Here is a 22,783-nt window from a genome sequence, read left to right on the forward strand (position 1 = left end):
AGAAACCTTAACCATATTTTAAAATGTTTTTAAAATTGTTTTTTGAAATTGCAATTATTATTGTTGCTTTTTAATTTGTAAGTTTGTGGTCGCTTAAATTCTTTCTTGATTCAAAAACAGGTAACGGATTGTAAATCAGATATGTCATTACAAAATACTAACATTACTTCTAAAAATTATAAAAAACTTTCTATTCAGGTTTCTCTGACTGGATTTTCCTATTGCTGTTTCGATACTTTAAACAATGTCATTACATCGTTTAAAGAAATCAAGTTTGACATTTCAAACAAAAGCACAAAAATTGAAGATCTTTTTACTGAAGCTTTCAAAAACAATTTGGAATTGAAGGACACTTATGATGAAGTGATGGTGATTCATAATAACAATCTTTCGACTTTTGTTCCGACAGCTTTATTTGATGAAGATTATCTAGGAAGTTATTTGCAATACACTACAAAAGTTTTTGAAACAGACTTTTTTACATTTGATGAAATTTCAAATTATCACATGAATTCTGTTTACATTCCGTATGTGAATATCAATAACTTTTTGATTGATAATGTTGGTTCTTTTGACTACAAACATGCAAACAGTATTTTAGTCGAAAAAATTTTAGACAATTCAAGAAACAATGACGAAAAGAAAATGGTGGTCAATTTCAATCCTGGCCATTTTGAAGTAATTGTGGTTCAAAACCAAAAACTTCTGTTTTTCAATTCATTTGAATATCAAACCCCTGAAGATTTCATATATTACCTACTATTTACTGCCGAACAATCGAACTTAAATCCGGAAATTTTTCCGCTCGAATTATTGGGCACGATAGACCAAAACGATCCTTTTTATGCCATTGCGTATAAATACATTCGTAATATATCCTTCATGGATGTAAGCACTTTACAGCAAAAAAACAGCTTCTCTTTAACAGAAAACCAAAAACATTATATTTTATTCCAATCATGAGAATCATTTCAGGAAAACACAAAGGACGTCGAATTTCTCCCCCAAAAAACCTTCCTGTTAGACCCACAACTGATATGAGCAAAGAGGCATTGTTTAATGTCTTGAACAATCATTTTAGTTTTGACAGCTTAAAGGTTTTGGATTTATTTTCAGGAACCGGAAACATTAGTTATGAATTTGCATCGCGTGGCAGTGCACCAATAACTTCTGTGGATGGAGATTTTGGATGTGTAAAATTCATCAAACAAGTTTCATCAGAATATGATTTTGATATTGCTGCTACAAAAAGCGATGTTTTCAAATTTTTGGAAAACTGCAAAACTTCTTACGATATTGTTTTTGCTGATCCTCCATATGGTTTAGATCAAGCAACTTTTGAAAAAATCGTAATGACGGTTTTTGAAAGAGATTTGCTTCATGAAGATGGAATGATGATAATCGAACATTCAAAATATACTAAATTAGATCATTTAAGTAATTTTTCTTTTCAGAAAAGCTACGGAGGTTCTTATTTCAGCTTCTTCGAATTAAACTCAACTGATGATGATGAGGAACTTCCTGGAGATTCTCCAATAAAAATCACAGAAGAAGACGAAGGATAGTCTTCTTTCAATATTTAAATTTTACAAATCCCAAATTCCATCCCGAAGCGTCGGGAGAAACTTGGGATTTTCTATTTTCATCGTACCCGGTTTTCATTTTCATCAACCGTTTTTTCTTTGTACTTCGAATCCTTTATTTTTCCGAAGGAATAACGAACTGCAATCGAAACCTCATGTGCATCAACCAAATATCTTGAACCTGAACTTACATTGTTGACGGCAAAACTTTCGCTGTAAATCGTTTGTCTAAAAACATCATTAAAATTTAAAGCGCAATTCCAATTTTTGCCAAATGTTTTGTTCAACGACATATCTAAAACAAAATTGGCTTTTCTTTCAAAAATGCCGTCATTTTGCGCTGTTGTTCCCCAAAAGGAAAAAACATAAGTAAAGTTTTTAGGCAACTTAAAAGAATTATTTGAGTAATAATACAAATACGGTTTTGATATATGCATTAACGCTGAGTTGTCTTCAACTTTGCTTTTTATAAAAACCAACGAATTGGTTGCTGTCCAGAATTTATACGTAAACGGAAGTGTAAAATCGATTGTAAAACCGGTTTCTCGTTTAAAATTAACATCCGTAATCATCAGTACATTTGTTTCGCTATTAAATATAAAAGTTTGATTCACGACATTTTTAGTTTGATAATAGCTTATTTTAACCGATTTCTCTTGATACTGAAAAGTACCCGAAATTTCGTCTGTAAATGCCGGACCTAATTTAATACTGCTTCCATATAAAAAATACGGATTTATATACGTTGCAATTTGGCTTATGGACGAATATTTTGGCCTCACAATATTTTTTGCATAATTTATATTGACATTTTTTGCACTGTCTATTGCAAATGAAAATTGTGCTTTCGGAAATAAATTGGTGTAGTTTTTATCAATTGAAGGCAATAAATCTGTTTTGTATTTTGCATAGACGTTTGTGTTTTCAGCTCGTAATCCAACAGAAAAATCAACTTTTTTCAATTTTCCAGAAAACTGAATGTACGCAGCTAAATTTTCTTCTTTAAAATCATAATTTAAAGTCTCATTTTCATATTTCTCAAAATCAAAAATGTCTGAATCCGAATTCGATTTTGCTTTTAAATACAAACCGCCATATTCTAAATTCATTTCATTTTTAAACTTTTTTTCCAAATCAATTCTTCCCGAAAAAACATCGACATTAAATTTCTGATCTCTGTTTTGCGACAATTCAAATTCGGTTTCATTAAAATTATTCTCCACCAAACTCCATAAATGCTGATTAAAATTGGAATATTGAAAACCAGCAAAAAGTTGTGTGTCGATAAATTTTAATTTCTTGGAATAATTGATAAATGCGTTCACAAAATTTTTGTCGCTCGAATTATCACTCCACGTCAAAACGTTGTTTGCTGCATTCTGGTCTTTATTAAAAGTGAAAGTATTGATGCCGAAATTATCATCTCTCAGTTTGCCGTTTACGCTCGCAGAAAAATAATCTTCGTCATTTATCTTATAAAATAAACCACCACCAAACACATATTCTTTTACATGTGAATTTGCCGTTACATCATAATTTGAAACAATCGAAGCTTCCGGAATTTCATAGGCGGTACTATGATTTTCCCACGGATTTCGTCTATTAAAATTAAAATTAGCTTTCCATTCTAATTTGTTTTTCTTGAAACTTGAATTGAATCCGAGGTAATTATTGAAATGCTTTTTAAAAGAAGCTGTTTCAGAAATTTCAGTTCGAAAACTGTCTTTTTTACTAAGTTTTCGGGTAATCAAAATTACGGCACGACCTTCGGCTTCATATTTTGAAGATGGATTCTGAATGATTTCAATTGTTTTAATATCGGCGACAGCCAAAGCATTCAACTCATTCATTCCAACTTTTTGATTATCGATATAAATCAATGGATTTCCTTTTCCCACAATTGAAATATTTTCTCGATCTGAACTAACTTGAACTGTTGGCAATTTAGAAAGCAAATCAACCGGATTTGGAATCGTATTGTAAATTGAATTGGCGACATCAACTTTAATATTTCCGTTTGAATTTGTAAAAGTCTTTTTGTTTTGAGTCACAACAACTTCACTCAATTTTTGGGAAATGGAATCTTTTGCCGTTTCATTTTGAGCTTTGGCAAAAAAAGAAAAAAGAAAAAGCAAAAGAGCCAGAATTAGTTTCAATGGCATATAAATGATATTTAAAATGGATTAACAATGCAGCAAAAGTGCTTTGAAAAACCAATTCTGAAAGTTAATTGGAGGTTAATGCTGAGTTAATCTCGATTTTGTTTTATAAAAGCATTATTTTTGGGTGGAGAAAATTGGCACACTGTTGACGCGGGTTTAGCCGATTTACACAAATTGATTTTTTTCTCTCGCAGATTTTGCAGATTCAGCAGATAAATTTAAATCTGCTGAATCTGCAAAATCTGCGAGAGGTTATAATAAAAAACAGCAAAAATCAGCTCAACCAGCCTTATCTGTAGTCCATAATTTCAAACAAGTAATGAAACAAAGAATCAATTTATTAATCGCATTTTCAGTAATCGCACTTATTGTTTTGACGACTGTTCAATGTTATTTGGTAAAAACGGCTTACGATTATAAAGTAGCCGAGTTTCATACGCAGATAAAAAATGAAATCGCTCAAATTACCAACAATTACAGCGACATCGATTCGGTTTTGGTTGCTAAGAAAGAAGCGCTTTACAAACAATTATCTGAAAATTATATCAAAGGAAAAAACAGCCGTTTAGATGTTAAAAATGCGGTTTTAGAAAAACAATATCAAAGTACGTTAACCCACCAAATTCAAAGAAAATTTGAAAGAGACCTTCCGAATTTCAAAATTGATTTTGCAATTGTACTCAATAAATTCATTGTATATAAAAACACTCAAAAAGCCGATACAATTTTCTCTGAAAAACCATTTATCGAAAACAAATTATACGGAAATCTGTCTTCGTTAAATCATGCTTTTTTGGTTCGGAATTATGTCGGAACCACAAACGGAACATTTGAAAATCAAGAATATCAATTGCTGACCGAAGATTCAATGTACGTTTCGGTAATTGATTGGGAAATGATTATTTTAAGACGAATGACTTTTATTTTGGTCCTCTCTTTGTTTTCAATTCTAACACTAATTTCGCTATTTGTTATTGCGATTAAAGCCTTGATAAAACAGAAAAAAGTGAGTGATGTAAAAACTGATTTTATCAATAATATTACGCACGAACTTAAAACACCATTAGCGACTTTAGGAATTTCGACAAAGATTTTAGAACAGAAAAACATTCGTGAAAACGATGAAAATTTCAACTCTATTTTAAGTACCATTTCACGCCAAAACAATCGCTTGCAAAATTTGATAGATCAAGTTATGGCAAATTCTTTAGCGGAAAATGAAATCGAACTTCAAAAAGAAAAAATTGAAACAGAGGATTTTCTGCTTTCTATTGTAAATGATTTTAAAATTACGTTTCCAAAAATCAATCTAAAAACCGATTTTCAAACACAAAAAACGATTTTGACTTTGGATAAATTTCATTTGACCACAGCGTTTTTGAACGTTTTGGAAAATGCTGTAAAATATGGCTCAAATACAATTACAGTGAAAACAAGAATAGTCGAAAAACAATTTTCTATAAGTTTTGAAGATGACGGAATTGGTATTGCCAAAAACAAACAAGCGTTTCTTTTTGAAAAATTTTATCGCGTTGAGCAAGGAAATCTACACAATACAAAAGGTTTAGGTTTAGGATTGTATTATGTTGATCAAATTGTAAAAGCGCATCAAGGTTCTGTAAACGTTATCAGCGATTTAGGAAAAGGAACTCAGTTCACTATTTTATTAAAAGTTTAATTCCCTTATTTTGAAAAGATTACTTTTAGCCGAAGACGATTTTGATTTTGCTGCGATTTTAAAACAGTATTTAGAACTGCATCAATTTGAAGTAATATGGGCAGAAAATGGCGAAATGGCTTTGGATTATTTTAAAAACCAAACTTTTGACATTTGCGTTTTTGATGTCATGATGCCCAAGTTGGACGGATTTTCATTGGCCGAGAAAATAATTACCATCAATCCAGAAATTCCATTTATTTTTCTAACAGCAAGAAAGTTAAAAGAAGACAAAATCATAGGCTTAAAATTAGGCGCTGATGATTATATAGTAAAACCTTTTGAAGTCGATGAACTGGTTCTGCGTTTGCAGAATATTTTAAAAAGAATTGAACAAAAAAGAAGTCTAGACGGAAATAACATAATCGAAATTGGTTCGTATGTTTTTGACAACGAACGTTTAACACTCAATAATAAAAATCACGTGCAGCAACTTACCGAAAAAGAAGCAGCACTTATTGAATATTTGTCCCTAAACCATAATCAGTTATTGAAAAGAGATCAAATTTTAATGTCGGTTTGGAAAAAAGACGATTATTTTTCAGGAAGAAGCATGGATGTCTTTATCAGCAGATTAAGAAAATATTTCAATTCAGATCCAAAAATCAAGATTGAAAGTGTTCGAAATATTGGATTAGAATTTAAAATAGAAAAATGACTTTCTCAAAAGGACAGTTCGATTGAATAAGTGTAATACTTATAAAACATATTTTGCAAGCACAACCCCAGCGGGGTAAAATATTTATAGAATTTCTATGCGACTAATGAAAAAGCTCCAGCGGAGCGAAACAGATTTAGTTTGTAGAAAAAATGTCGCTCCGATGGAGCTTTATATTGTAAACATCAATACTTTTCTATAAATATTTCGCTTCTCCTGAAGCTCACAAAAAAAGCTGTCATTTTGAGACAGCCTTTTATTTATTTTTTATTTCCAATTACCCAGCCTAAAGTAAAGTTTCCAGCAGGAAAAAATTGAGTTTCATACTTATCAAATTGAACTCCGGGACCAACACTGAATTCTAAATTGAATCTGCCTTTATAAGTTCGCTGTAATCCCCAAAGTGCCGCAACTACTGTTGATGGAACATAATTAAAATGCTCTGAATTTCCTGTAAGAGGTTTAAAGTAATAAGATGCATTTAATGCTAAATAATTGCCTGAATTATACTCCGTTCTTTTGCCTTTATTTGCTCTTTTTTGCAAATTATAATAATGACGAAATTGTTCTGTAATTAGTGGTGCAATATACGTATTTGATTCTCCGTAATAGTCACTGTAACTATAGCCTAGCCCCAAAGCTACCTCTGAATAAAGTGTATTTTTTTCTGAAAATCCATGTTCATAGATAAATCCAGGAAATAACACATTTATTTTAAATTGATTTTTTTCAACTGAAACTGAAGCTTCGTCTTGGGCATGAACATTAAAAACTGCAAAAAGCAACATCAAAAAGTAAATTTTCTTCATATAATGGTTTATCGATTAGTGTGCGTAAAAATAGTATTTAATCAATACGAAATGCTTGATAACAAAACTTTTTCTTACAAAATAATCCCTTGAAATCATATAATCTTCATAAGTAATTGTATAACAGCATTTAACAACAACAAGGATAAATTTGTTATACAACTTTAAATATATTGATCATGAACCTAAAAAGATTTTTCGGAGGATTGCTAACGGTCCTTGGAATAATAGGACTTATTTATACAGCAATGATTTTTGCAGATACAACTGGAGGAACCAGAGATATTAAATCATTAATTATTTACGGAATTTTAGGAATCGTATTTTTTACGTCAGGAATCAGCTTGGTTCGAACTACAAAAGACGAGTCTTAAATTAAGTTGCAAAGGGACAAAGTTGCAAAGAAGCAAAGTTTTTTTCTCGCAGATTTCGCAGATCTGGCAGATTATTTTAAATTTAAATCTGCTCAATCTGCAAAATCTGCCGGAAAATCAAACTAAAATAGGTTTTTATGTGTCCAGAGTAGTCAAATCTAATTCGGTAAAATCTCTTTCCGTTTTTGAAATTATGATTGTGGCAACCGTGTTTCCAATTAAATTGGTAATTGCTCTGGCTTCACTCATAAATTTATCGACGCCTAATAAAAAAGCCAAACCTTCAACAGGAATTTTATGAAGGGCTGTCAATGTCGAAGCCAATACAATAAAACCACTTCCGGTCACGCCCGCTGCTCCTTTTGAGGTGATCATCAAAATTCCGATTACGGATAAAATTTCGAAGAAACTCAAATGTACATCATACAATTGTGCCAAAAATATGACCGACATCGAAAGATAAATCGAAGTTCCGTCAAGGTTAAAAGAATAACCTGTAGGAATCACCAATCCCACAACCGATTTACTGCAACCCATTTTTTCCAGTTTTACCATAATGCTCGGCAAAGCGGCTTCTGAAGATGAAGTTCCCAGAACCAGCAAAAGTTCTTCTTTTATATATTTTAAAATCGAAAGAATGCTGATTTTATAATATCTCAGAATACTTCCCAAAACCAGAAAAACAAACAAAGCCATTGTCAAATAGACACAAAGCATCAATTTTCCAAGCGGAATCAAAGTTGCCAAACCAAACTTACCGATTGTATAGGCCATTCCTCCAAAAGCGCCAATTGGTGCCAAATACATCACATATTTTAAACCCGTAAAAACAACATTCGAGATTCGTTCTAAAACTAAAATCGTTTGTTCTCTCTTTTGATAAAAATTCAATGCAATGCCGCATACAATTGCGGCAACCAAAACCTGCAAAGTAAAATTCGAAAAGAAAAACTGCAACCACGAAAAATGTTCAGCCGAACTGCTTGTATATTGGCTCGCATCTCCAATTGCCAATCCCGATTTATCAATTTTTCCTGGCTTAATCAAATACGCGACTGCAACGCCAATTGCCAAAGCAACAGTCGAAACTACTTCAAAATACCCCAAAGCTTTAATCCCGATTCGTCCAACTTTTTTTAGATTTCCCATTCCGGAAATTCCCAAAACAATTGTCAGAAAAATAATTGGGCCAATAAAAAGTTTGATGAGATCAATAAAACCTTTTCCTATTTTTTCCATTTCAATGCCATTCTCAGGCGAAAAATGACCCAGCAAAATTCCAGCAATAATTGCAATCAAAACCCAGAAAGTCAAGTTTGTAATTACAGTTTGAAAAAGGCTTTTTTTGATTTTCGGTGTAGGATTTGGAGCAGAAATATTCATGAGGTTCAGTTAGATAGTTTCACAAATATATAAAAAAAGCAGACCTATAAGCCGGATTCTGTTCTTGCCTCATTTTGCAACAAGGCAATACCTTATCATTTATCTAGATCCCAAATTACTTTGGGACTCAAGCTACCTACCCTTCAACAACGGACGAGAAGCCCTTAAATGCTGATATACTTGGTATTTCACCGCATAGAGTTTACCTGGTTTCACTACAGCATTACCTGTACATACTTTCTGTTGCACTTGTCCTTGCCTTATTTCTAAGACCGACGGGTGTTACCCGCTATGCTTCTCTATGGTGTCCGGACTTTCCTCCCTCCCGATGAATCGGGACGACGATAAGGCGGTCTGCGGTGCAAAAGTAACACTTTATGAATGAAGAATAATGATTTTAAATTTTCTATTTTATGAATTTTATCATAACTTTTTAATTTTAAAATAGTTATCTTTAAAATTCCATAATTTTTAAATTCAGTTATCATGAAAAGAATGTATCATTACGCAACTGTTTCAAAGGCTTTAGATCAATTGAATGAGAAAGGATTTACATGTGATTTTAATCGAAATGCTGACGTGATTAAAAAAAATCCTGAGAAATTTGAAATTGTTCATGTGTATCGATACGAGGGGGAATCAGACCCAGGCGATGAGGCAGTTGTATACGGAATTAAATCAACTTCTGGAAAAAAAGGAGTTTATGTTGCTGGCTTTTCAGCCGATTCAGATCAAGAAACCGCAAAGTTTTTATTTGATTTAAGTATTAGGGGAAGGTAGTTTTTAATTTAGTTTTCAGTCTCAGTTTTTTAATCTGAGACTGAAAACTAAAAACATTAATCCAAATAGTCCGGCGGAAACATTTCTTGTCCGTATTTTATAAAAATAGAGTTTATTTTTTCTTTCTTTTCAATTTCAGAAGCTGAAGAATTCGTTTCCATATAACTGGCAATTTCTTCAAACAAATCATCTAAACCAGCGGGAGTAACTGTACATAACAATTTAGCAGGTTCGTTGCTCAGATTTTTAAATCCATGTACAATTCCACCTTTTGGAATATTGACAAAAGCATTTTTCTTGGCAATATAAATCCCTAATTCCGATTTAAAAGTAACCTCGCCCTCCAATACAAAAAAAGTTTCTGCAAAATTAGCGTGCGCATGGGGATTTGGCCCCGCTCCCGGCGGAACCGACATTTCAATTACTGCATATTCACCATTGGTTTCTTTTCCTGAAATGACAATACGGTAATTTCCTCCGGCAATATTCAGTTTATGTCCTTGGGTTTCGTCTACGGTTATAATTGGATTTTTCATTTTGAGCCTTATTAATCTTTCCTAAATTATTTCCACAGAAAATAAAACTGCTTATTCATGTTGTGTCACATCATTATATTGCCAAAGCACATTGATGATTTTCCATTCGCCATTTTCTTTCACAATATGCATATAATCAATCCATGCATCGGCGAGCAATTTAACTGAAGCCGTTTTAGCCGAAACATCTAATAATTTAATTTCTTTTCTCGGATTTTTGGGAAATTTATCTCCTTTTACATTATAAGTCTCAGCCAAAATAACCATATTTTCTGCGAAAAATTCTGAAATATAATCTTTTTGTGCTGTCTTGTTTCTAAAAACCGATCTTTTCACCATTCTCGGATGCAAAGCGCTTTCCATCAATTTCGGATTTGGAGTATGCTGTGCTTCAATATAAGCCAAAGCAACTCGCTTGATATCTAACGAATCCTGTTTCGTTTGTGCTTGAATTTTAAAGGAACAAAATATAATCGCACTGAGTATTAAATATTTTTTCATATTAAAATGGTTAAGAATTTATGATCTAAGAACTTTTCAAAACTTTTATTAATTCTTCCATCTGAAACATTTTCATTTTCACAACAGATTCTACTTTAATATCATTAGAAGCAATAATTAAAACCCCTTCGTTATCTTCTTCATAACCAACTGACGCCGCATAAAAATTCGGATTAGAAATTATCGTTTCTTTTTTCCCATCTTTAAACCAGCCATAATTTGCTTCATAAATAACTTTATTTTCAAGTATTTGAATCGTTTCTTCACCATAAGTGTTCCAGAGAGCAATTCTTACCATATAAAATCCAATTAATGAAAATATTCCTATTCCGATAAAATAACCTATCCGTAAACCACTTCCGCTTGCAATGCCAAAAATTGTTCCGACAAGAGGAAAAATAAAAAAAGAGAAAGCCAGTAAAAACATCACTACTCTAACAAAAAATGGTGATTTTTTTACTTTAAGATTTAAGATGTTGTTTTGGTAGTGATATTGTTGCATAAATTTTAATTAAGTATTCTCGTGATTTTAAATAAAATATTAACTTCCAAGCTTGCCATATCTTTGAGTATCCGAAAAATACAGAACGATTTTTTTGCCATTCTTTCTGTAAGGATAAAACAATTCATATCTCCCATTGTAATTGCTGTATCTTAATTCGTCACTGTTTTTTTCAAAAACACTTTCTAAATAATCCCTTTCTTCTTTTGTGGTTTTATAAAGAAATCTGTTTTTCTGCGGCTGTATTGTATCTTTTAAATTTCCTTCGTAATAATCATCAAAACCTAAATAAACTGGAGAACCTTTTATTGAATCCTTTACAATTACAGTTACGCTTGGAAAGTTTTTATCTGTTCCAGATAAGATCTCTAAAATATCTGCTGTTTCTTTAATGTACTTTTCAGAAAAGCTATAATTTACTAACTTATCACTATTGGCTTTATTTACAGCAATAATAGACTCTGCCGATTTAATCATTAATTTTTCTTTTTTGGCAGCTGTCAAATAATCGCCACCAAATAAAATAATCGCTATTAATGGAAAAATCAAAACCAAAATCATAATTCGCCATCTATTTGATTTTGAATTTACAACATCCAGATTATGTTTTTCGGCAATTCGGGTTAAATTAAACATGATATTGATGATCAATGAACCTGTCATTAGAGCAAGAATCCCTAAAACACTTAAATAAAAAGATTCGGTCATATTTTCCCTAAAAACTTTTAATCCAAAAACCTGAATCAAGATAAAAGTGAAAACCCAATAGACTAATAACATTATCGAAATAATGCCAATGACGTTGCTTAATCTTACTATTTGTTTTGCATTCATAAATTATCGAATTGTTGTTTTGTTTATAGATTATTTTACTTTCGGATTAAAAATAACACATTTTTTATTACAAAAATTCAATTTAGAAATGAAAAAAATAAACATAAAAGATTATTATTGTATTCAAAACCAACTTTATGAAGTTTAAGTATATTTTTGTTTTTGTATTCTTTTTTATTTACTACAAGTCATTTTCTTGTGATTGTAAGACAATTGACCGAAAAAACATTATAGAAATAGGATTGAAGCATGAAATTGTATTTTACGGAGAAGTTATAAAAGTAGATTCAATAAAAAGAATGTACACTTTTAAAATCATAGAACTCTTTAAAGGAAAATACAATTCTCAATTCATTACTCAAAAATATTCTGGCAATTGCTCTGTTATTCCCTCTCTAAAACAACTTTGGATTGTTTACGCCAATTTTAATGACGATAAAACTATCGAGGTGAGTGGTTGTTCTCTAAGTACCGGATTTCAACCTTATGGGAGTGACTCCATGCCTTCTCCTCCAGAAATCAAAATGTCTCAAAAAACAGATGATCAAATAAAATCACTATCCTTTTATGTTTGGGAACTGAAATTTGAAAATCGAAATTTGCAAGATTGGATTTATCAACTTGAGAAATTAAGGGCATACAAAAAATCGCAAAATGTTTTTTTAGAAAAAGAAAAAACTGAAACGAAATTGGAAATTTATAGTCAATACATCATCATTTCTTTGATTGTCAATACCGTATTATTTCTAAGTTTAATCTTTGTAATTTTAAAGAAAAAGAATTTCGTCAAATAAGTAAAATCGACTTTAAACAACGAAACAAAAGTCATATATTTGCTATCGAATAAAAAAGAATATGGAACAATTTGTAGTATCGGCACGTAAATATCGCCCGCAGACCTTTAAGGATGTCGTGGGACAAAAAGCCATTACCAACACTTTGTTGAATGCTATTGAAACCAACCACTTGGCTTCTGCTCTTTTATTCACAGGACCACGTGGAGTTGGAAAAACAACTTGCGCGCGTATCTTGGCTCGAAAGATAAACCAGCCTGGATATGACGATCCTACTGAAGATTTCGCATTTAATGTTTTTGAATTGGATGCCGCTTCAAACAACTCAGTTGATGATATTCGTAACTTGATTGATCAAGTTCGAATCCCGCCACAAACCGGACAATACAAAGTATATATCATTGACGAGGTTCACATGTTGTCTTCGGCTGCTTTTAATGCTTTTTTGAAAACATTAGAAGAACCGCCAAAACATGCTATTTTTATTTTAGCGACAACAGAAAAACACAAAATCCTTCCAACGATTTTATCGCGTTGCCAAATTTTTGATTTCAAAAGAATTACAGTAAAAGATGCCAAAGAACATCTAGCAGATGTTGCTGAAAGTCAAGGAATCGTTTTTGAAGATGATGCACTGCACATTATTGCTCAAAAAGCCGATGGCGCCATGCGTGACGCATTATCAATTTTTGACCGTGTAGTTTCATACTGTGGAACAAACCTGACGCGTCAAGCCGTAACTGAAAACCTAAATGTTTTAGATTACGAAACCTACATTACAGTAACCGATTTGATTCTGGAAAATAAAATTCCAGAACTATTAATTGCATACAACGACATTCTGGCTAAAGGTTTTGACGGACATCATTTTATCGCTGGCCTAGCTTCTCACTTTAGAGATTTATTGGTAAGCAAAACACCTTCGACTATTGCATTACTTGAAGTTGGAGAACAAGCGCAACAAATGTATGGCGTTCAATCGCAAAAATGTTCTCAGGACTTTTTATTAAAAGGAATTGATATCGCAAACGACTGCGATTTAAAATACAAATTGAGTCAAAATCAGCGACTTTTAGTTGAATTATGCTTGATGCAATTGGCCTCTATCAACTTTGATGGAGAAAAAAAAAAGTTGAGCAATTCATAATTCCGCCAACTTATTATAAAAACGGAAGCTTTTCTATAGTTGAAGTTCAAAGTCCAAATGCCAAAGTCCAAAGTACAACTGAAACTTTAAAAACGGATGAAAAAGTCAATGTCAATCAAAATGACAATGGCAATGCTGTACCTGTAAATACTACAAATACAACTCAAGTTTCTCCTGAACCTCAAAAAGTTCAAACTCCAGAAACACCAAGAGCTGACCTGAGTGGTCCTCAAAAAGTTTCTGCTTTTTCTCTTGCCAGCATCCGCAAGAAAAAGGAATTAGAACAAAGCAGCAAATCGTATGTCAAGCCTACTTCTGTATTGCCTACGGAAGAGTTTAACGAGACTGATATGCGCCTTCATTGGAACAAATATGCGGAGCGTTTAGGGCAAAAAGGTTTGAAGATCATGGAATCTATTCTGTTGATCAATGACCCGGTTTTAGAAGGAACGAGAATCACTTATGAACTTCCAAACGAGGGTTCAAAATTGGAATTTGAAAGCCAGATGAATGCCTTATTAGGACATTTAAAAGGTCATTTGCACAATCATGACATTACCATTGAAGTAATTGTTAATGAAGAGGCACAAACTAAACGAACTTATAACAATCAGGATCGATACAATCGTTTTGTAGAAATCAACCCAAATATTGAGCTCTTGCGCTCAACATTTGGATTGGATTTAAAAGATTAATATTTTCCTACAGCCACGACTCAAGCGATAGCAAACAGGCGAAGCAATTCACGAATTAGATTATTTATTTCAACAAGTCACTATTGCTCGAATCGTCAAAAAATTATCGATTAGCAAGTCCGAAATTATAGACTTTTTCAAGCCATTTTTTTCTTTTATTTTCATCTGAACCTTTAATAATTCCGATGTAGCTGACTTTTACGGGCTTTATTCCGCAGAATTGCAAGGTTGATTTTTTTAATTGATTTACACTTGGTCTTCCAAAAGATAATCGGTAAAACCAGCCTGGCTGATCTAAAGTTGTAATAATATGAGCTGTTTTGCCTTTCAATAGTTTATCCCACCAAACTGAGTTTTCTCTGTATTGGAAAGCCATTCCTGGCAAAAATAAACGATCGATAAATCCTTTTGTAATCGCAGGAAGTCCGCCCCACCAAACAGGATGAATCCAAACCAAGTGATCGGCTCTTTTGATTTTCTCCCAAGATTCAAGTAAATCAGGTTCCAATTCAGTTCGTTTTTGGTAACCAAACTGCAAATTCGGATTGAATTTTAAATCTGCAATTGTAATGGTTTCTACCTTAGCGCCAGAAGCAATTGCACCATTTTTATACGATTCTGCAATTCCAAAATTAAAACTCTCCGCGTTTGGATGACCGTTTATAATCAGTATTTTTTTCATATCTAAGTTTTTATCAAAAATACCGTTCGTGCTTTTTCTTTTACTGGACAAATGTCCTAAAAATAGATGCAAATTATTTGTCTCGCAGATTTAGCAGATTAGGCCGATCTAAAAACAACTTATAAATTTTCGCAGATTTATACAATATAACAATAAAAAACAAATCTGCTTAATCTGTAAAATCTGCGTGAAACCAAAAATCAAACAACCGCTTTTCTGATTCGGCTTAAATGTCTTGGCGTAATTCCTAAATAAGAAGCCAAATATTGAAGCGGGATTAGCTGTATGTATTTTTGTTGATTCTGATACAATTCTTCGTAGCGCTGAGCACCAGATAATTTTTGAAAAGAAACCATTCTTTTATGCAAATTAACAAACTCTAATTCGGTTAATTTTCTTCCGATTTCCTGCCAGTTAAAACCAGATTGATATAATTTTTCTAAAGCTTTGCGATCTAAAATCTGCAGTTCGGTTTCGGCAAGAGCCTGAATATTTTCTTCTGCTTTTTCTTGCGTAATAAAACTGGCAAACGATGCCATAAATTCATTTTCAAAAGCAAAACAATTCGTTATTTCGTCTCCCTTATGATTTACAAAAAACGACCTCAGAATACCTTTTTTGATGAAAACAACTTCATTGCAAACTTGATTTTCAGTCAATAAAAGTTCGCCTTTTTTAAGCGTTCGAAATGTAATTAGGCTATCTAAAAGTTCTAATTCTTCTGAAGAAAAATCTTGAATGGACTGAAAAACGGTTTTCATGAATTAGTCGTTAGAATTAAAAACGCGTTCAATTCTTTTATCTGGAATAAGCCACAACAATGCCACAATAAAATAGGCAGCACCAGAAATCCACTCGTTGTAAAACGAAGCAACAATTCCGATGATATATAAAACCGCCGAAGCTTTTCCTTTTAAATCTTTGCCGAGCGCTTTTCTCAAAGGAGAATCATCACCTTCATTACACATAATTACATATTGCAAAATCACGTAGGCAATTGCGCATAAAAGCAAAATAATTCCGTAAAACGCCATTGATGCTTTCTCAAAATTATGTTCTCCCATCCAACCTGTCGAAACTGGAATCAATGAGAGCCAAAACAACAAATGCAGATTGCTCCAAAGCACTTTTCCGTTTACTTTAGACAGACCATGAAGCAAGTAATGATGATTATTCCAATAGATTCCAACATAAATAAAACTCAAAATATAGCTCAAAAATTTAGGAATAAGCGGTTTTAAATCGGCAAACTCATGACCTTCTGGAACTTTTATTTCCAAAATCATGATTGTTATAATAATTGCCAAAACACCATCACTAAAGGCTTCAAGTCTAGTTTTATTCATTTGTTATTTATTAAAGTGCTATTTATAAAAAAAGTTTGCCACGACTTTCACAAATTAGCATTAATTTTTGAATCTTTTTGAAGTATTAATTCGTGCTAATTTGCGGAATTCGTGGCAAAAAAATAATTTATATTTTACCGTAGTACATTGCTTTTACAATTCCGTCAGAAAGTCCAATTTTTGGCACATAAATCTGGCGCGCTCCACTCCATTTCATTGCATTCAAATAAATGCGAGTTGCGTGAATGATAACGTCGGCGCGGTCAGAATTCAAACCTAATTCGGCAATTCTTTGTTCGTAGGTCAATGAATTCAGGAACGCATATTGTGAATTGATATAAATGTATGAAAGCGGTTTTTCCTGCTGTTTTCCAGACATTTTAAACAATTTATTGATGTTTCCACCAGATCCAATCAAAGTAACTTCGTCATAATCTGCAGTATTGGTTTTAATCCATTTTTCGATTTCATCCCAAACTACGTCGCAAACCATATTATTCAACAAACGAACTGTTCCCGCTTTGAATGATCTTGAATTGATCATTTTTCCATCTGAAAAAAGAGTAAACTCTGTACTACCGCCTCCAACATCTACAAAAAGATAGGTTTCGTCTGTCTTTAATAAATGATGCAAATCTGTAGAAGCAATAATTGCTGCTTCTTTTTTGCCGTCAATAATTTCGATTTTAATATCGGCTTTCTTTTTAATCAAAGCCACAACTTCTTTGGCATTATACGCTTCACGCATTGCCGAAGTAGCAAACGCCATATAACGCTCTACTTTATGTACTTTCATCAAAAGATTGAATGCTTTCATGGCATCAATCATTCGATCGGTATTTTCTTGTGATATTTCTCCAACGGTAAAGGCATCTTGTCCCAAACGAATTGGCACACGGACAAGCGAACTTTTATTAAATTGCGGATCTTTCCCTTCTTGTTCTACAACATTCGATATCAGAAGCCTCATGGCATTTGAACCGATATCTATTGCTGCAAATTTTCTAATATTAATCATGCTCACTTATGATTTGAAAAATTGGTTTTAATTAATTTATTTTTTGTGGAACCGCTTCTGCTACCTCAATTTTGTTTTGGTAATATTTATAGGTTTCAAATTGCGCTCTAAATGGGGCATGATGATTTCGAGGCTTATATTTGTTATCTAATTTATAGGAATGATATCGCACTTTAACATTCCCTTTCCAAGCAATATTAAAATTATCAATCAATTCTTTTTTGATTTCGAGATCATAAATTGGGCAGGTAACTTCGACTCTTCCGTCAAGATTTCTAGTCATAAAATCGGCAGACGAAATGTAAACTTCAGTTAAACCCGCATTTCCAAAAATATAAACTCTTGAATGCTCTAAATAATTATCTACAATACTTATTGCTTCAATATTTTCGCTCATTCCAGGAATACCAGGAATCAAAGAACAAATTCCTCGAACCTGAAGCTGGATTTTAACTCCAGCATTACTCGCTTCATAAAGTTTATCAATCATTTTAAAATCAGACAAACTATTCATTTTTAATTTGATATGCGTTTTTCTGCCAGCAAGTGCATGCAAAATTTCGCGATCGATCAACTTAATGAACTTTGTTCTTGTGTAATGTGGCGACACAATTAAATGCTTGTATCTGTGCACTCTATAATTTATATCAAAGAATTCGAATATTTTTGAAGTATCTTTTAAAATCCCTTGATGGCAAGTAAAAAGCGTTACATCTGTATAAATTTTAGCTGTAGATTCATTGAAGTTTCCAGTTGAAATAAAGCCGTAACGACGTGTTTTTCCTTCTTCGATTCTTTCGATCACACAAATTTTACTGTGGACCTTCAAGCCTTTAATTCCGAAAATAAGCTCAATTCCTTCCGTTTGCATTTGCTCCGCATATGAAATATTGCTTGCTTCATCAAAGCGTGCTTGAAGTTCGATTTGAACTACAACTTTCTTTCCGTTTTTAGCAGCATTAATCAACGAACTTATAATCTGTGAATTCTTAGCCAGACGATATAAGGTAATTTTGATGCTGGTCACTTTTGGATCTAAAGCCGCTTCACGTAAAAATTTGGTCAAATATGAAAATGATTGATAAGGCGCATGCACCAAATAATCTTTTTTGTTGATTTTCTCTAAAATACTTCCATCCAAACTCAAACCTGGAACTGGCAAAGGTTCATTTGGTTTATACAATAAATCGTAGCGCCCTAGATTTGGAAAATCCATATAATCACGGCGGTTGTGATACCTTCCACCCGGAATTATACTATCTGTTTCTACAATTTTCATTTTTTCCAAAAAGAATTGCAGCGTATCTTCTTCAATTAAATTGTCATAAATAAAGCGCACAGGCTCTCCAATTCGGCGGTCTTTTACAGAGCTAGAAATTTTTTCGAGCATACTTTTGCTTAAGTCACTGTCAATATCTAACTGCGCGTCACGAGTGATTTTGATCATGTGTGCTGAAACACTTTTATAATCAAAAATATTGAAGATGCTCTTAAGTTTATAACGAATAACATCATCGATCAATATTACATATTGCTTTTCATCTTCTGAAGGGAGGACGACAAAACGGTTGATGTTTTTTGGAATTTCGATTAAAGCATAACGAACTTCATCTGTTGCCAATTCTAAACGAACAGCCAAATAACCTAAAGTATCTTTTAAAACTGGAAAAACCGCCAAGTCATTCAGAATGATTGTTACCAATTCTGGACTCAATTTTTGTGTAAAAAAGTCTTTTAAGAAACACTCCTGTTTTTTGGTAATTTGGGTTTCATTTATAATAAAGATATTCTCCGCTTCTAGTTCGGCTTCAATATTTCCAAGAATACGCAAACTTTCAGATTGTTGCTGAATTACGATTTCGGTAATATCCTTAATTAATTGGTGAGCAGAAATTCCGCCTAAATACTTCTCGCCAGAAATACCCGAGAGACTTAATCTTCGAATCGCAGCATACCGAACTCTGAAAAACTCATCTAAATTGTTTGAAAAAATTCCAACAAAACGCAGTCTGTCTAAAAGTGGAACCGTGTTGTCTGCAGCTTCTTGAAGCACTCTTGCATTAAACGCTAACCAACTTTTTTCTCTATCGATATATTTCTGTTCGTACACTTTATTTATTTTAAATCTTTGGGGAAAATTGTTTTATGTGTCTTGCCTTTATTGAGAGCATCCCAGCTTTCTGTATCAAATTGCAGGGAAACAAAACCTGAAGTTGGGACATTATCTATAAAAACATCCCCAAATTTATTAACAAAATTTGTAATAGCCTCGTTATGTCCAAAAAGAATAACGCTTTCTAAACTATTATCACACGATTTAATAACTTTTTCGAGTTGTTTGTCATCAAAAGTATAAAGATCGTCTTTGAAAACAATGCTTTCGAGGGGGTATGAAATATTTTGAGCAAAAATAAGAGCCGTCTCCGCAGCACGTGCAGCGGTACTACTCCATATAATATAAGTTTTCGGTAGATATTTTGAAATATTTGAAGACACTTCATGTGCATCTAAAATTCCTCTTTTCATTAAAGGTCTGTCAAAATCTTTAAGAGGCGCTTCCCAGCTTGATTTTGCGTGTCGTATTAAAATTAAGTTTTTCATAAAAGACAATATTTAAAAATACATACATAACGAGAAAACTGCTTTCTAAGTTCTAATTTACAAAAGAAATTTTAATCATTTCCCTTTTTTTATTTCTGTTAACATTATAACAAAATTTTAACAAGAATTTGAAAGTTTCAAAGCAGTAAGATTTAAAAAAGTAAAAAATGAGATTTTTATTATTTTATGTACTTCATCTATAAAATTAGTATTTGGTCGATATTATACAATTCTTTAAAATTTTAACCAAATACCTGATTATTAATCATTTAATCGTTATAAATAAAACTCAATATCATGAATAAATCAAAAAAAAATTAGGAAAATTTCTATTTTTTTTTGTGTTGTAAAAGTGTTTTTGAGTCAAATTTTTGTAAAAAAACAACACTTCAACGAGTTTTTAGGTTAGTTATAGATAAAAAAAACATATTACAAAAACTCTAATATAACTTTGATTTTGTTAAAATATTAAATATATCACAAAACAGAGAAACAATTTATAAGAATAAAAAGGTGTCACTTTAAAGGTCCTAAAGAGTGTCAAAATTGTAAGTTATTTTTTTGTTAGAAATGTACGATGTGATTAATAACCTATTTGTCCCAGTTAAAATAAATAGAACCGTTTTTCCATCTTCTGAGATTTTATTAAACATTAACCTAAAACCTTAAAAAAATCACTGTATTCTATTTTTTACAAGCCCCTAAATCTATTCCATAATTTTTTATTAAGAACAAGCCTTGACAATTTATAATCACTTGAAACGGATTATAACTCAAAGAATCTCAAAAAAAATTTACTAAAGATTAAAAAAATAGAGATTATGAAAAACATTACTTTAATTAACTTGAATATTAAATACGTTTATATTACGTTGCTTTTAATATTTATTACAAGTGGCTATTCTCAAAATACATATGATGGCAATTACTGCCCTGGCCCAGGTGCAGTTGGTGATGAATATGCGACTGGAACGGTTTATAGCACAGTATTATTAGCTAACCCTTCTTCAACATGTAATATTGGAACGATTCGCGCTAAAGTTGATACCCAAAATCAAGTTCTAAGATTAGGTATGGACATTGGTAATGGTGGTTCGGCACTTTTTAGATTGTACTTAGATACCGATAATAATTCTGCAACAGGATTAACCTCAGATTCATTTGGAGGAACCATTAGTGTAGCTGGTGCTGAGTATATCTTAGAAATTAATTCTAACGGAAGTGGCTTTACTTTATATACGGGAAATGGCAGTGTTAAAACTCAAACTAATGTTATCCCAGCAGGTCTTGCTGCTCAGGCAGGTAAGGCCAATTGTAATTCTGGTGCTACATTTTTAGAGTTTAATGTTCCTTTTGGAAGCTTGGGAATTAACATTTGTGATCCCAATAATCCTGGTGTAATTAACGTTACAAAATTAGCTTCTGTTAGTGGTAACTCTCCTAATTCAAGTCTATGTACAAATACTCCACTTACTTTTGGAATTCCACTAAAAGGAACAGTTGGACCCAACTCAACTATTTGTTCAGGAGCTAGTGCTGCTTTAACAATATCAGGTCTCAATGCTAATTCTAATGTAATTAAATGGCAATCATCTGTTGCACCATTTTCAGTGTGGGTAGATATTGCTAATACTACAGGTTTAACCGGTTACAATACAGGTAATTTAACAGAAACCACAAAATTTAGAGCAATATTTTCTAATTCAGGTTTATGCTCTGGAAGCAATATTGCGACAAGTGAAGCAACCGTGACGGTAAATACTCCAACCGCTTGTTCTATTACTGGCACTAGTGGTCCTGTATGTTTATCTTCTTCTAATGTATATGCGGCTCCAGCCGGTATGACATCCTATTCGTGGTCTTTGCCTCCGGCAACTGCAAATGGCGCTACAATTACATCTGCTACAAATTTACAAAACGTAACGGTTCAAGCTGGTTCTACTTGTAATACAACGTTTAAATTATTATTAACTACTACTTTAAATGGATGCAGTTCTACTTGTGAAAAAATAGTGACTGTTAACGACACGACTGCACCAACTTGGACAACCCAAGCAGGCACTTTAAATGTTACTTTGCAATGCAGCGATGCGGCAGGATTGACAGCTGCACAAAATCAGGCTCCTGTTGCCACAGACAATTGTGCTGGAACTGTAACCTATACAAAAGTGAGCGGAACTTTCGCCGCTGGGACTTGTGCCAATTCTGGAACTTACACCAACACTTGGACCGCTAAAGACGCCTGTAATAATACTTCAACAGTTTTTACTCAGGAGATCACTATTCAGGATACGACTGCACCAACTTGGACAACCCAGGCTGGCACTTTAAATGTTACTTTGCAATGCAGCGATGCGGCAGGATTGACAGCTGCACAAAATCAGGCTCCTGTTGCCACAGACAATTGTGGTGGAACTGTAACCTATACAAAAGTGAGCGGAACTTTCGCAGCTGGAACTTGTGCCAATTCTGGAACTTACACCAACACTTGGACTGCTAAAGATGTCTGCAATAACACTTCAACAGTTTTCACACAGGTAATCACCATTCAGGATACTACTGCACCAACTTGGACAACCCAAGCAGGCACTTTAGATGTTACTTTGCAATGCAGCGATGCGGCAGGATTGACAGCTGCACAAAATCAGGCTCCTGTTGCCA

The 22,783-nt window shown here is 32.9% G+C and carries 22 protein-coding genes, 1 other RNA gene and 1 pseudogene; 10 read left to right on the forward strand and 14 right to left on the reverse strand.

The window, feature by feature from the left end; all coding sequences use genetic code 11:
- Positions 1–141: 141 nt before the first annotated feature.
- Together EYY60_RS08770 and EYY60_RS08775 are read left to right on the forward strand one after the other, a co-directional pair.
- Positions 142–963 (forward strand): DUF3822 family protein, encoded by an 822-nt coding sequence (locus EYY60_RS08770; protein WP_132989032.1) that lies wholly within the window; start codon positions 142–144, stop codon positions 961–963.
- Positions 960–1,565 carry an RsmD family RNA methyltransferase gene (locus EYY60_RS08775; protein ID WP_132989005.1) on the forward strand — a complete coding sequence of 202 codons (606 nt, stop codon included), beginning with the start codon at positions 960–962 and terminating at the stop codon, positions 1,563–1,565. Before EYY60_RS08770 ends, EYY60_RS08775 begins: the two co-directional genes overlap by 4 nt.
- Before the next feature lie 77 nt (positions 1,566–1,642).
- Here EYY60_RS08775 and EYY60_RS08780 read toward each other — a convergent pair whose 3' ends face one another.
- Positions 1,643–3,745 (reverse strand): TonB-dependent receptor domain-containing protein, encoded by a 2,103-nt coding sequence (locus EYY60_RS08780; protein ID WP_132989006.1) that lies wholly within the window; start codon positions 3,743–3,745, stop codon positions 1,643–1,645.
- Between the two features lie 319 nt (positions 3,746–4,064).
- On the opposite strand from EYY60_RS08780, the gene EYY60_RS08785 reads away from it, so the two are divergent.
- Both EYY60_RS08785 and EYY60_RS08790 read left to right on the forward strand, forming a co-directional pair.
- On the forward strand, positions 4,065–5,423 hold the full coding sequence (locus tag EYY60_RS08785) for a sensor histidine kinase (RefSeq protein ID WP_132989007.1): 1,359 nt from the start codon (positions 4,065–4,067) through the stop codon (positions 5,421–5,423).
- Positions 5,424–5,433: 10 nt separating this feature from the next.
- Positions 5,434–6,120 carry a response regulator transcription factor gene (locus tag EYY60_RS08790; RefSeq protein WP_132989008.1) on the forward strand — a complete coding sequence of 229 codons (687 nt, stop codon included), beginning with the start codon at positions 5,434–5,436 and terminating at the stop codon, positions 6,118–6,120.
- A 260-nt stretch (positions 6,121–6,380) separates the two neighbouring features.
- Here EYY60_RS08790 and EYY60_RS08795 read toward each other — a convergent pair whose 3' ends face one another.
- A complete protein-coding gene (locus tag EYY60_RS08795; RefSeq protein ID WP_132989009.1) occupies positions 6,381–6,929 on the reverse strand; it encodes a hypothetical protein in 549 nt (182 codons plus the stop codon).
- Positions 6,930–7,108: 179 nt separating this feature from the next.
- Here EYY60_RS08795 and EYY60_RS08800 point away from each other — a divergent pair, with 179 nt between their 5' ends.
- Positions 7,109–7,303 carry a hypothetical protein gene (locus EYY60_RS08800; RefSeq protein WP_132989010.1) on the forward strand — a complete coding sequence of 65 codons (195 nt, stop codon included), beginning with the start codon at positions 7,109–7,111 and terminating at the stop codon, positions 7,301–7,303.
- 135 nt (positions 7,304–7,438) lie between these two features.
- Here the strand turns inward: EYY60_RS08800 and EYY60_RS08805 are convergent, their stop codons facing one another.
- Both EYY60_RS08805 and rnpB read right to left on the reverse strand, forming a co-directional pair.
- Entirely contained in the window at positions 7,439–8,686 is a 1,248-nt protein-coding gene (locus tag EYY60_RS08805; RefSeq protein ID WP_132989011.1) for a cation:dicarboxylate symporter family transporter, read from the reverse strand.
- 31 nt (positions 8,687–8,717) lie between these two features.
- Positions 8,718–9,047, reverse strand: an RNA gene (gene rnpB, locus EYY60_RS08810) — RNase P RNA component class A.
- A 125-nt stretch (positions 9,048–9,172) separates the two neighbouring features.
- On the opposite strand from rnpB, the gene EYY60_RS08815 reads away from it, so the two are divergent.
- Entirely contained in the window at positions 9,173–9,466 is a 294-nt protein-coding gene (locus tag EYY60_RS08815) for an SH3 domain-containing protein (RefSeq protein WP_132989012.1), read from the forward strand.
- 56 nt (positions 9,467–9,522) lie between these two features.
- Here EYY60_RS08815 and EYY60_RS08820 read toward each other — a convergent pair whose 3' ends face one another.
- Genes EYY60_RS08820 through EYY60_RS08835 form a run of 4 tightly spaced genes read right to left on the reverse strand, consistent with a single transcriptional unit; the run spans position 9,523 to position 11,839 of the window.
- Entirely contained in the window at positions 9,523–10,002 is a 480-nt protein-coding gene (locus tag EYY60_RS08820) for a cupin domain-containing protein (protein WP_132989013.1), read from the reverse strand.
- Positions 10,003–10,053: 51 nt separating this feature from the next.
- Positions 10,054–10,503, reverse strand: a complete 450-nt coding sequence (locus EYY60_RS08825; protein WP_132989014.1) for a nuclear transport factor 2 family protein — start codon at positions 10,501–10,503, stop codon at positions 10,054–10,056.
- Between the two features lie 25 nt (positions 10,504–10,528).
- Complete coding sequence (locus tag EYY60_RS08830; RefSeq protein WP_132989015.1) at positions 10,529–11,005, reverse strand: hypothetical protein; 477 nt, start codon at positions 11,003–11,005, stop codon at positions 10,529–10,531.
- A 39-nt stretch (positions 11,006–11,044) separates the two neighbouring features.
- The gene (locus EYY60_RS08835; RefSeq protein WP_132989016.1) at positions 11,045–11,839 is read right to left on the reverse strand and encodes a peptidase; all 795 of its coding nucleotides are present in this window, start codon (positions 11,837–11,839) and stop codon (positions 11,045–11,047) included.
- A 137-nt stretch (positions 11,840–11,976) separates the two neighbouring features.
- On the opposite strand from EYY60_RS08835, the gene EYY60_RS08840 reads away from it, so the two are divergent.
- The 3 genes from EYY60_RS08840 to EYY60_RS08850 all read left to right on the forward strand — a co-directional run bounded on the left by EYY60_RS08840 (position 11,977) and on the right by EYY60_RS08850 (position 14,475).
- Positions 11,977–12,633 carry a hypothetical protein gene (locus EYY60_RS08840; RefSeq protein WP_132989017.1) on the forward strand — a complete coding sequence of 219 codons (657 nt, stop codon included), beginning with the start codon at positions 11,977–11,979 and terminating at the stop codon, positions 12,631–12,633.
- Between the two features lie 61 nt (positions 12,634–12,694).
- Entirely contained in the window at positions 12,695–13,780 is a 1,086-nt protein-coding gene (dnaX, locus tag EYY60_RS08845) for a DNA polymerase III subunit gamma/tau (protein WP_132989018.1), read from the forward strand.
- 350 nt (positions 13,781–14,130) lie between these two features.
- A complete protein-coding gene (locus EYY60_RS08850) occupies positions 14,131–14,475 on the forward strand; it encodes a DNA polymerase III (RefSeq protein WP_235832311.1) in 345 nt (114 codons plus the stop codon).
- Positions 14,476–14,578: 103 nt separating this feature from the next.
- Here EYY60_RS08850 and EYY60_RS08855 read toward each other — a convergent pair whose 3' ends face one another.
- The 6 genes from EYY60_RS08855 to EYY60_RS08880 form a co-directional block, all read right to left on the reverse strand.
- A complete protein-coding gene (locus tag EYY60_RS08855; protein ID WP_132989020.1) occupies positions 14,579–15,157 on the reverse strand; it encodes an NAD(P)H-dependent oxidoreductase in 579 nt (192 codons plus the stop codon).
- 200 nt (positions 15,158–15,357) lie between these two features.
- Positions 15,358–15,918 carry a Crp/Fnr family transcriptional regulator gene (locus tag EYY60_RS08860; RefSeq protein WP_132989021.1) on the reverse strand — a complete coding sequence of 187 codons (561 nt, stop codon included), beginning with the start codon at positions 15,916–15,918 and terminating at the stop codon, positions 15,358–15,360.
- Positions 15,919–15,921: 3 nt separating this feature from the next.
- Entirely contained in the window at positions 15,922–16,503 is a 582-nt protein-coding gene (locus tag EYY60_RS08865) for a TMEM175 family protein (RefSeq protein ID WP_132989022.1), read from the reverse strand.
- Positions 16,504–16,630: 127 nt separating this feature from the next.
- Complete coding sequence (locus EYY60_RS08870) at positions 16,631–17,521, reverse strand: Ppx/GppA phosphatase family protein (protein ID WP_132989023.1); 891 nt, start codon at positions 17,519–17,521, stop codon at positions 16,631–16,633.
- Positions 17,522–17,552: 31 nt separating this feature from the next.
- Positions 17,553–19,631: a polyphosphate kinase 1 gene (gene ppk1 / locus EYY60_RS08875; protein ID WP_132989024.1), complete on the reverse strand. Its 2,079-nt coding sequence runs from the start codon at positions 19,629–19,631 to the stop codon at positions 17,553–17,555.
- A 5-nt stretch (positions 19,632–19,636) separates the two neighbouring features.
- Entirely contained in the window at positions 19,637–20,122 is a 486-nt protein-coding gene (locus tag EYY60_RS08880) for a SixA phosphatase family protein (RefSeq protein ID WP_132989025.1), read from the reverse strand.
- A gap of 821 nt (positions 20,123–20,943) precedes the next feature.
- On the opposite strand from EYY60_RS08880, the pseudogene EYY60_RS08885 reads away from it, so the two are divergent.
- Positions 20,944–22,783: pseudogene (locus EYY60_RS08885) on the forward strand (hypothetical protein); the annotation flags it as partial.

The sequence above is a fragment of the Flavobacterium zhairuonense genome, assembly GCF_004352915.1.
Classification (GTDB): domain Bacteria; phylum Bacteroidota; class Bacteroidia; order Flavobacteriales; family Flavobacteriaceae; genus Flavobacterium; species Flavobacterium zhairuonense.

What these genes read in the sequence shown, in the direction of transcription:
- EYY60_RS08770 (WP_132989032.1), top strand. Translation starts at nt 142, where the DNA reads ATGTCATTACAAAATACTAACATTACTTCTAAAAATTATAAAAAACTT.
- EYY60_RS08775 (WP_132989005.1), top strand. Translation starts at nt 960, where the DNA reads ATGAGAATCATTTCAGGAAAACACAAAGGACGTCGAATTTCTCCCCCA.
- EYY60_RS08780 (WP_132989006.1), bottom strand. Translation starts at nt 3,745, where the DNA reads ATGCCATTGAAACTAATTCTGGCTCTTTTGCTTTTTCTTTTTTCTTTT.
- EYY60_RS08785 (WP_132989007.1), top strand. Translation starts at nt 4,065, where the DNA reads ATGAAACAAAGAATCAATTTATTAATCGCATTTTCAGTAATCGCACTT.
- EYY60_RS08795 (WP_132989009.1), bottom strand. Translation starts at nt 6,929, where the DNA reads ATGAAGAAAATTTACTTTTTGATGTTGCTTTTTGCAGTTTTTAATGTT.
- EYY60_RS08800 (WP_132989010.1), top strand. Translation starts at nt 7,109, where the DNA reads ATGAACCTAAAAAGATTTTTCGGAGGATTGCTAACGGTCCTTGGAATA.
- EYY60_RS08805 (WP_132989011.1), bottom strand. Translation starts at nt 8,686, where the DNA reads ATGAATATTTCTGCTCCAAATCCTACACCGAAAATCAAAAAAAGCCTT.
- EYY60_RS08815 (WP_132989012.1), top strand. Translation starts at nt 9,173, where the DNA reads ATGAAAAGAATGTATCATTACGCAACTGTTTCAAAGGCTTTAGATCAA.
- EYY60_RS08820 (WP_132989013.1), bottom strand. Translation starts at nt 10,002, where the DNA reads ATGAAAAATCCAATTATAACCGTAGACGAAACCCAAGGACATAAACTG.
- EYY60_RS08825 (WP_132989014.1), bottom strand. Translation starts at nt 10,503, where the DNA reads ATGAAAAAATATTTAATACTCAGTGCGATTATATTTTGTTCCTTTAAA.
- EYY60_RS08830 (WP_132989015.1), bottom strand. Translation starts at nt 11,005, where the DNA reads ATGCAACAATATCACTACCAAAACAACATCTTAAATCTTAAAGTAAAA.
- EYY60_RS08835 (WP_132989016.1), bottom strand. Translation starts at nt 11,839, where the DNA reads ATGAATGCAAAACAAATAGTAAGATTAAGCAACGTCATTGGCATTATT.
- EYY60_RS08840 (WP_132989017.1), top strand. Translation starts at nt 11,977, where the DNA reads ATGAAGTTTAAGTATATTTTTGTTTTTGTATTCTTTTTTATTTACTAC.
- dnaX (WP_132989018.1), top strand. Translation starts at nt 12,695, where the DNA reads ATGGAACAATTTGTAGTATCGGCACGTAAATATCGCCCGCAGACCTTT.
- EYY60_RS08850 (WP_235832311.1), top strand. Translation starts at nt 14,131, where the DNA reads ATGCGCCTTCATTGGAACAAATATGCGGAGCGTTTAGGGCAAAAAGGT.
- EYY60_RS08855 (WP_132989020.1), bottom strand. Translation starts at nt 15,157, where the DNA reads ATGAAAAAAATACTGATTATAAACGGTCATCCAAACGCGGAGAGTTTT.
- EYY60_RS08860 (WP_132989021.1), bottom strand. Translation starts at nt 15,918, where the DNA reads ATGAAAACCGTTTTTCAGTCCATTCAAGATTTTTCTTCAGAAGAATTA.
- EYY60_RS08865 (WP_132989022.1), bottom strand. Translation starts at nt 16,503, where the DNA reads ATGAATAAAACTAGACTTGAAGCCTTTAGTGATGGTGTTTTGGCAATT.
- EYY60_RS08870 (WP_132989023.1), bottom strand. Translation starts at nt 17,521, where the DNA reads ATGATTAATATTAGAAAATTTGCAGCAATAGATATCGGTTCAAATGCC.
- EYY60_RS08880 (WP_132989025.1), bottom strand. Translation starts at nt 20,122, where the DNA reads ATGAAAAACTTAATTTTAATACGACACGCAAAATCAAGCTGGGAAGCG.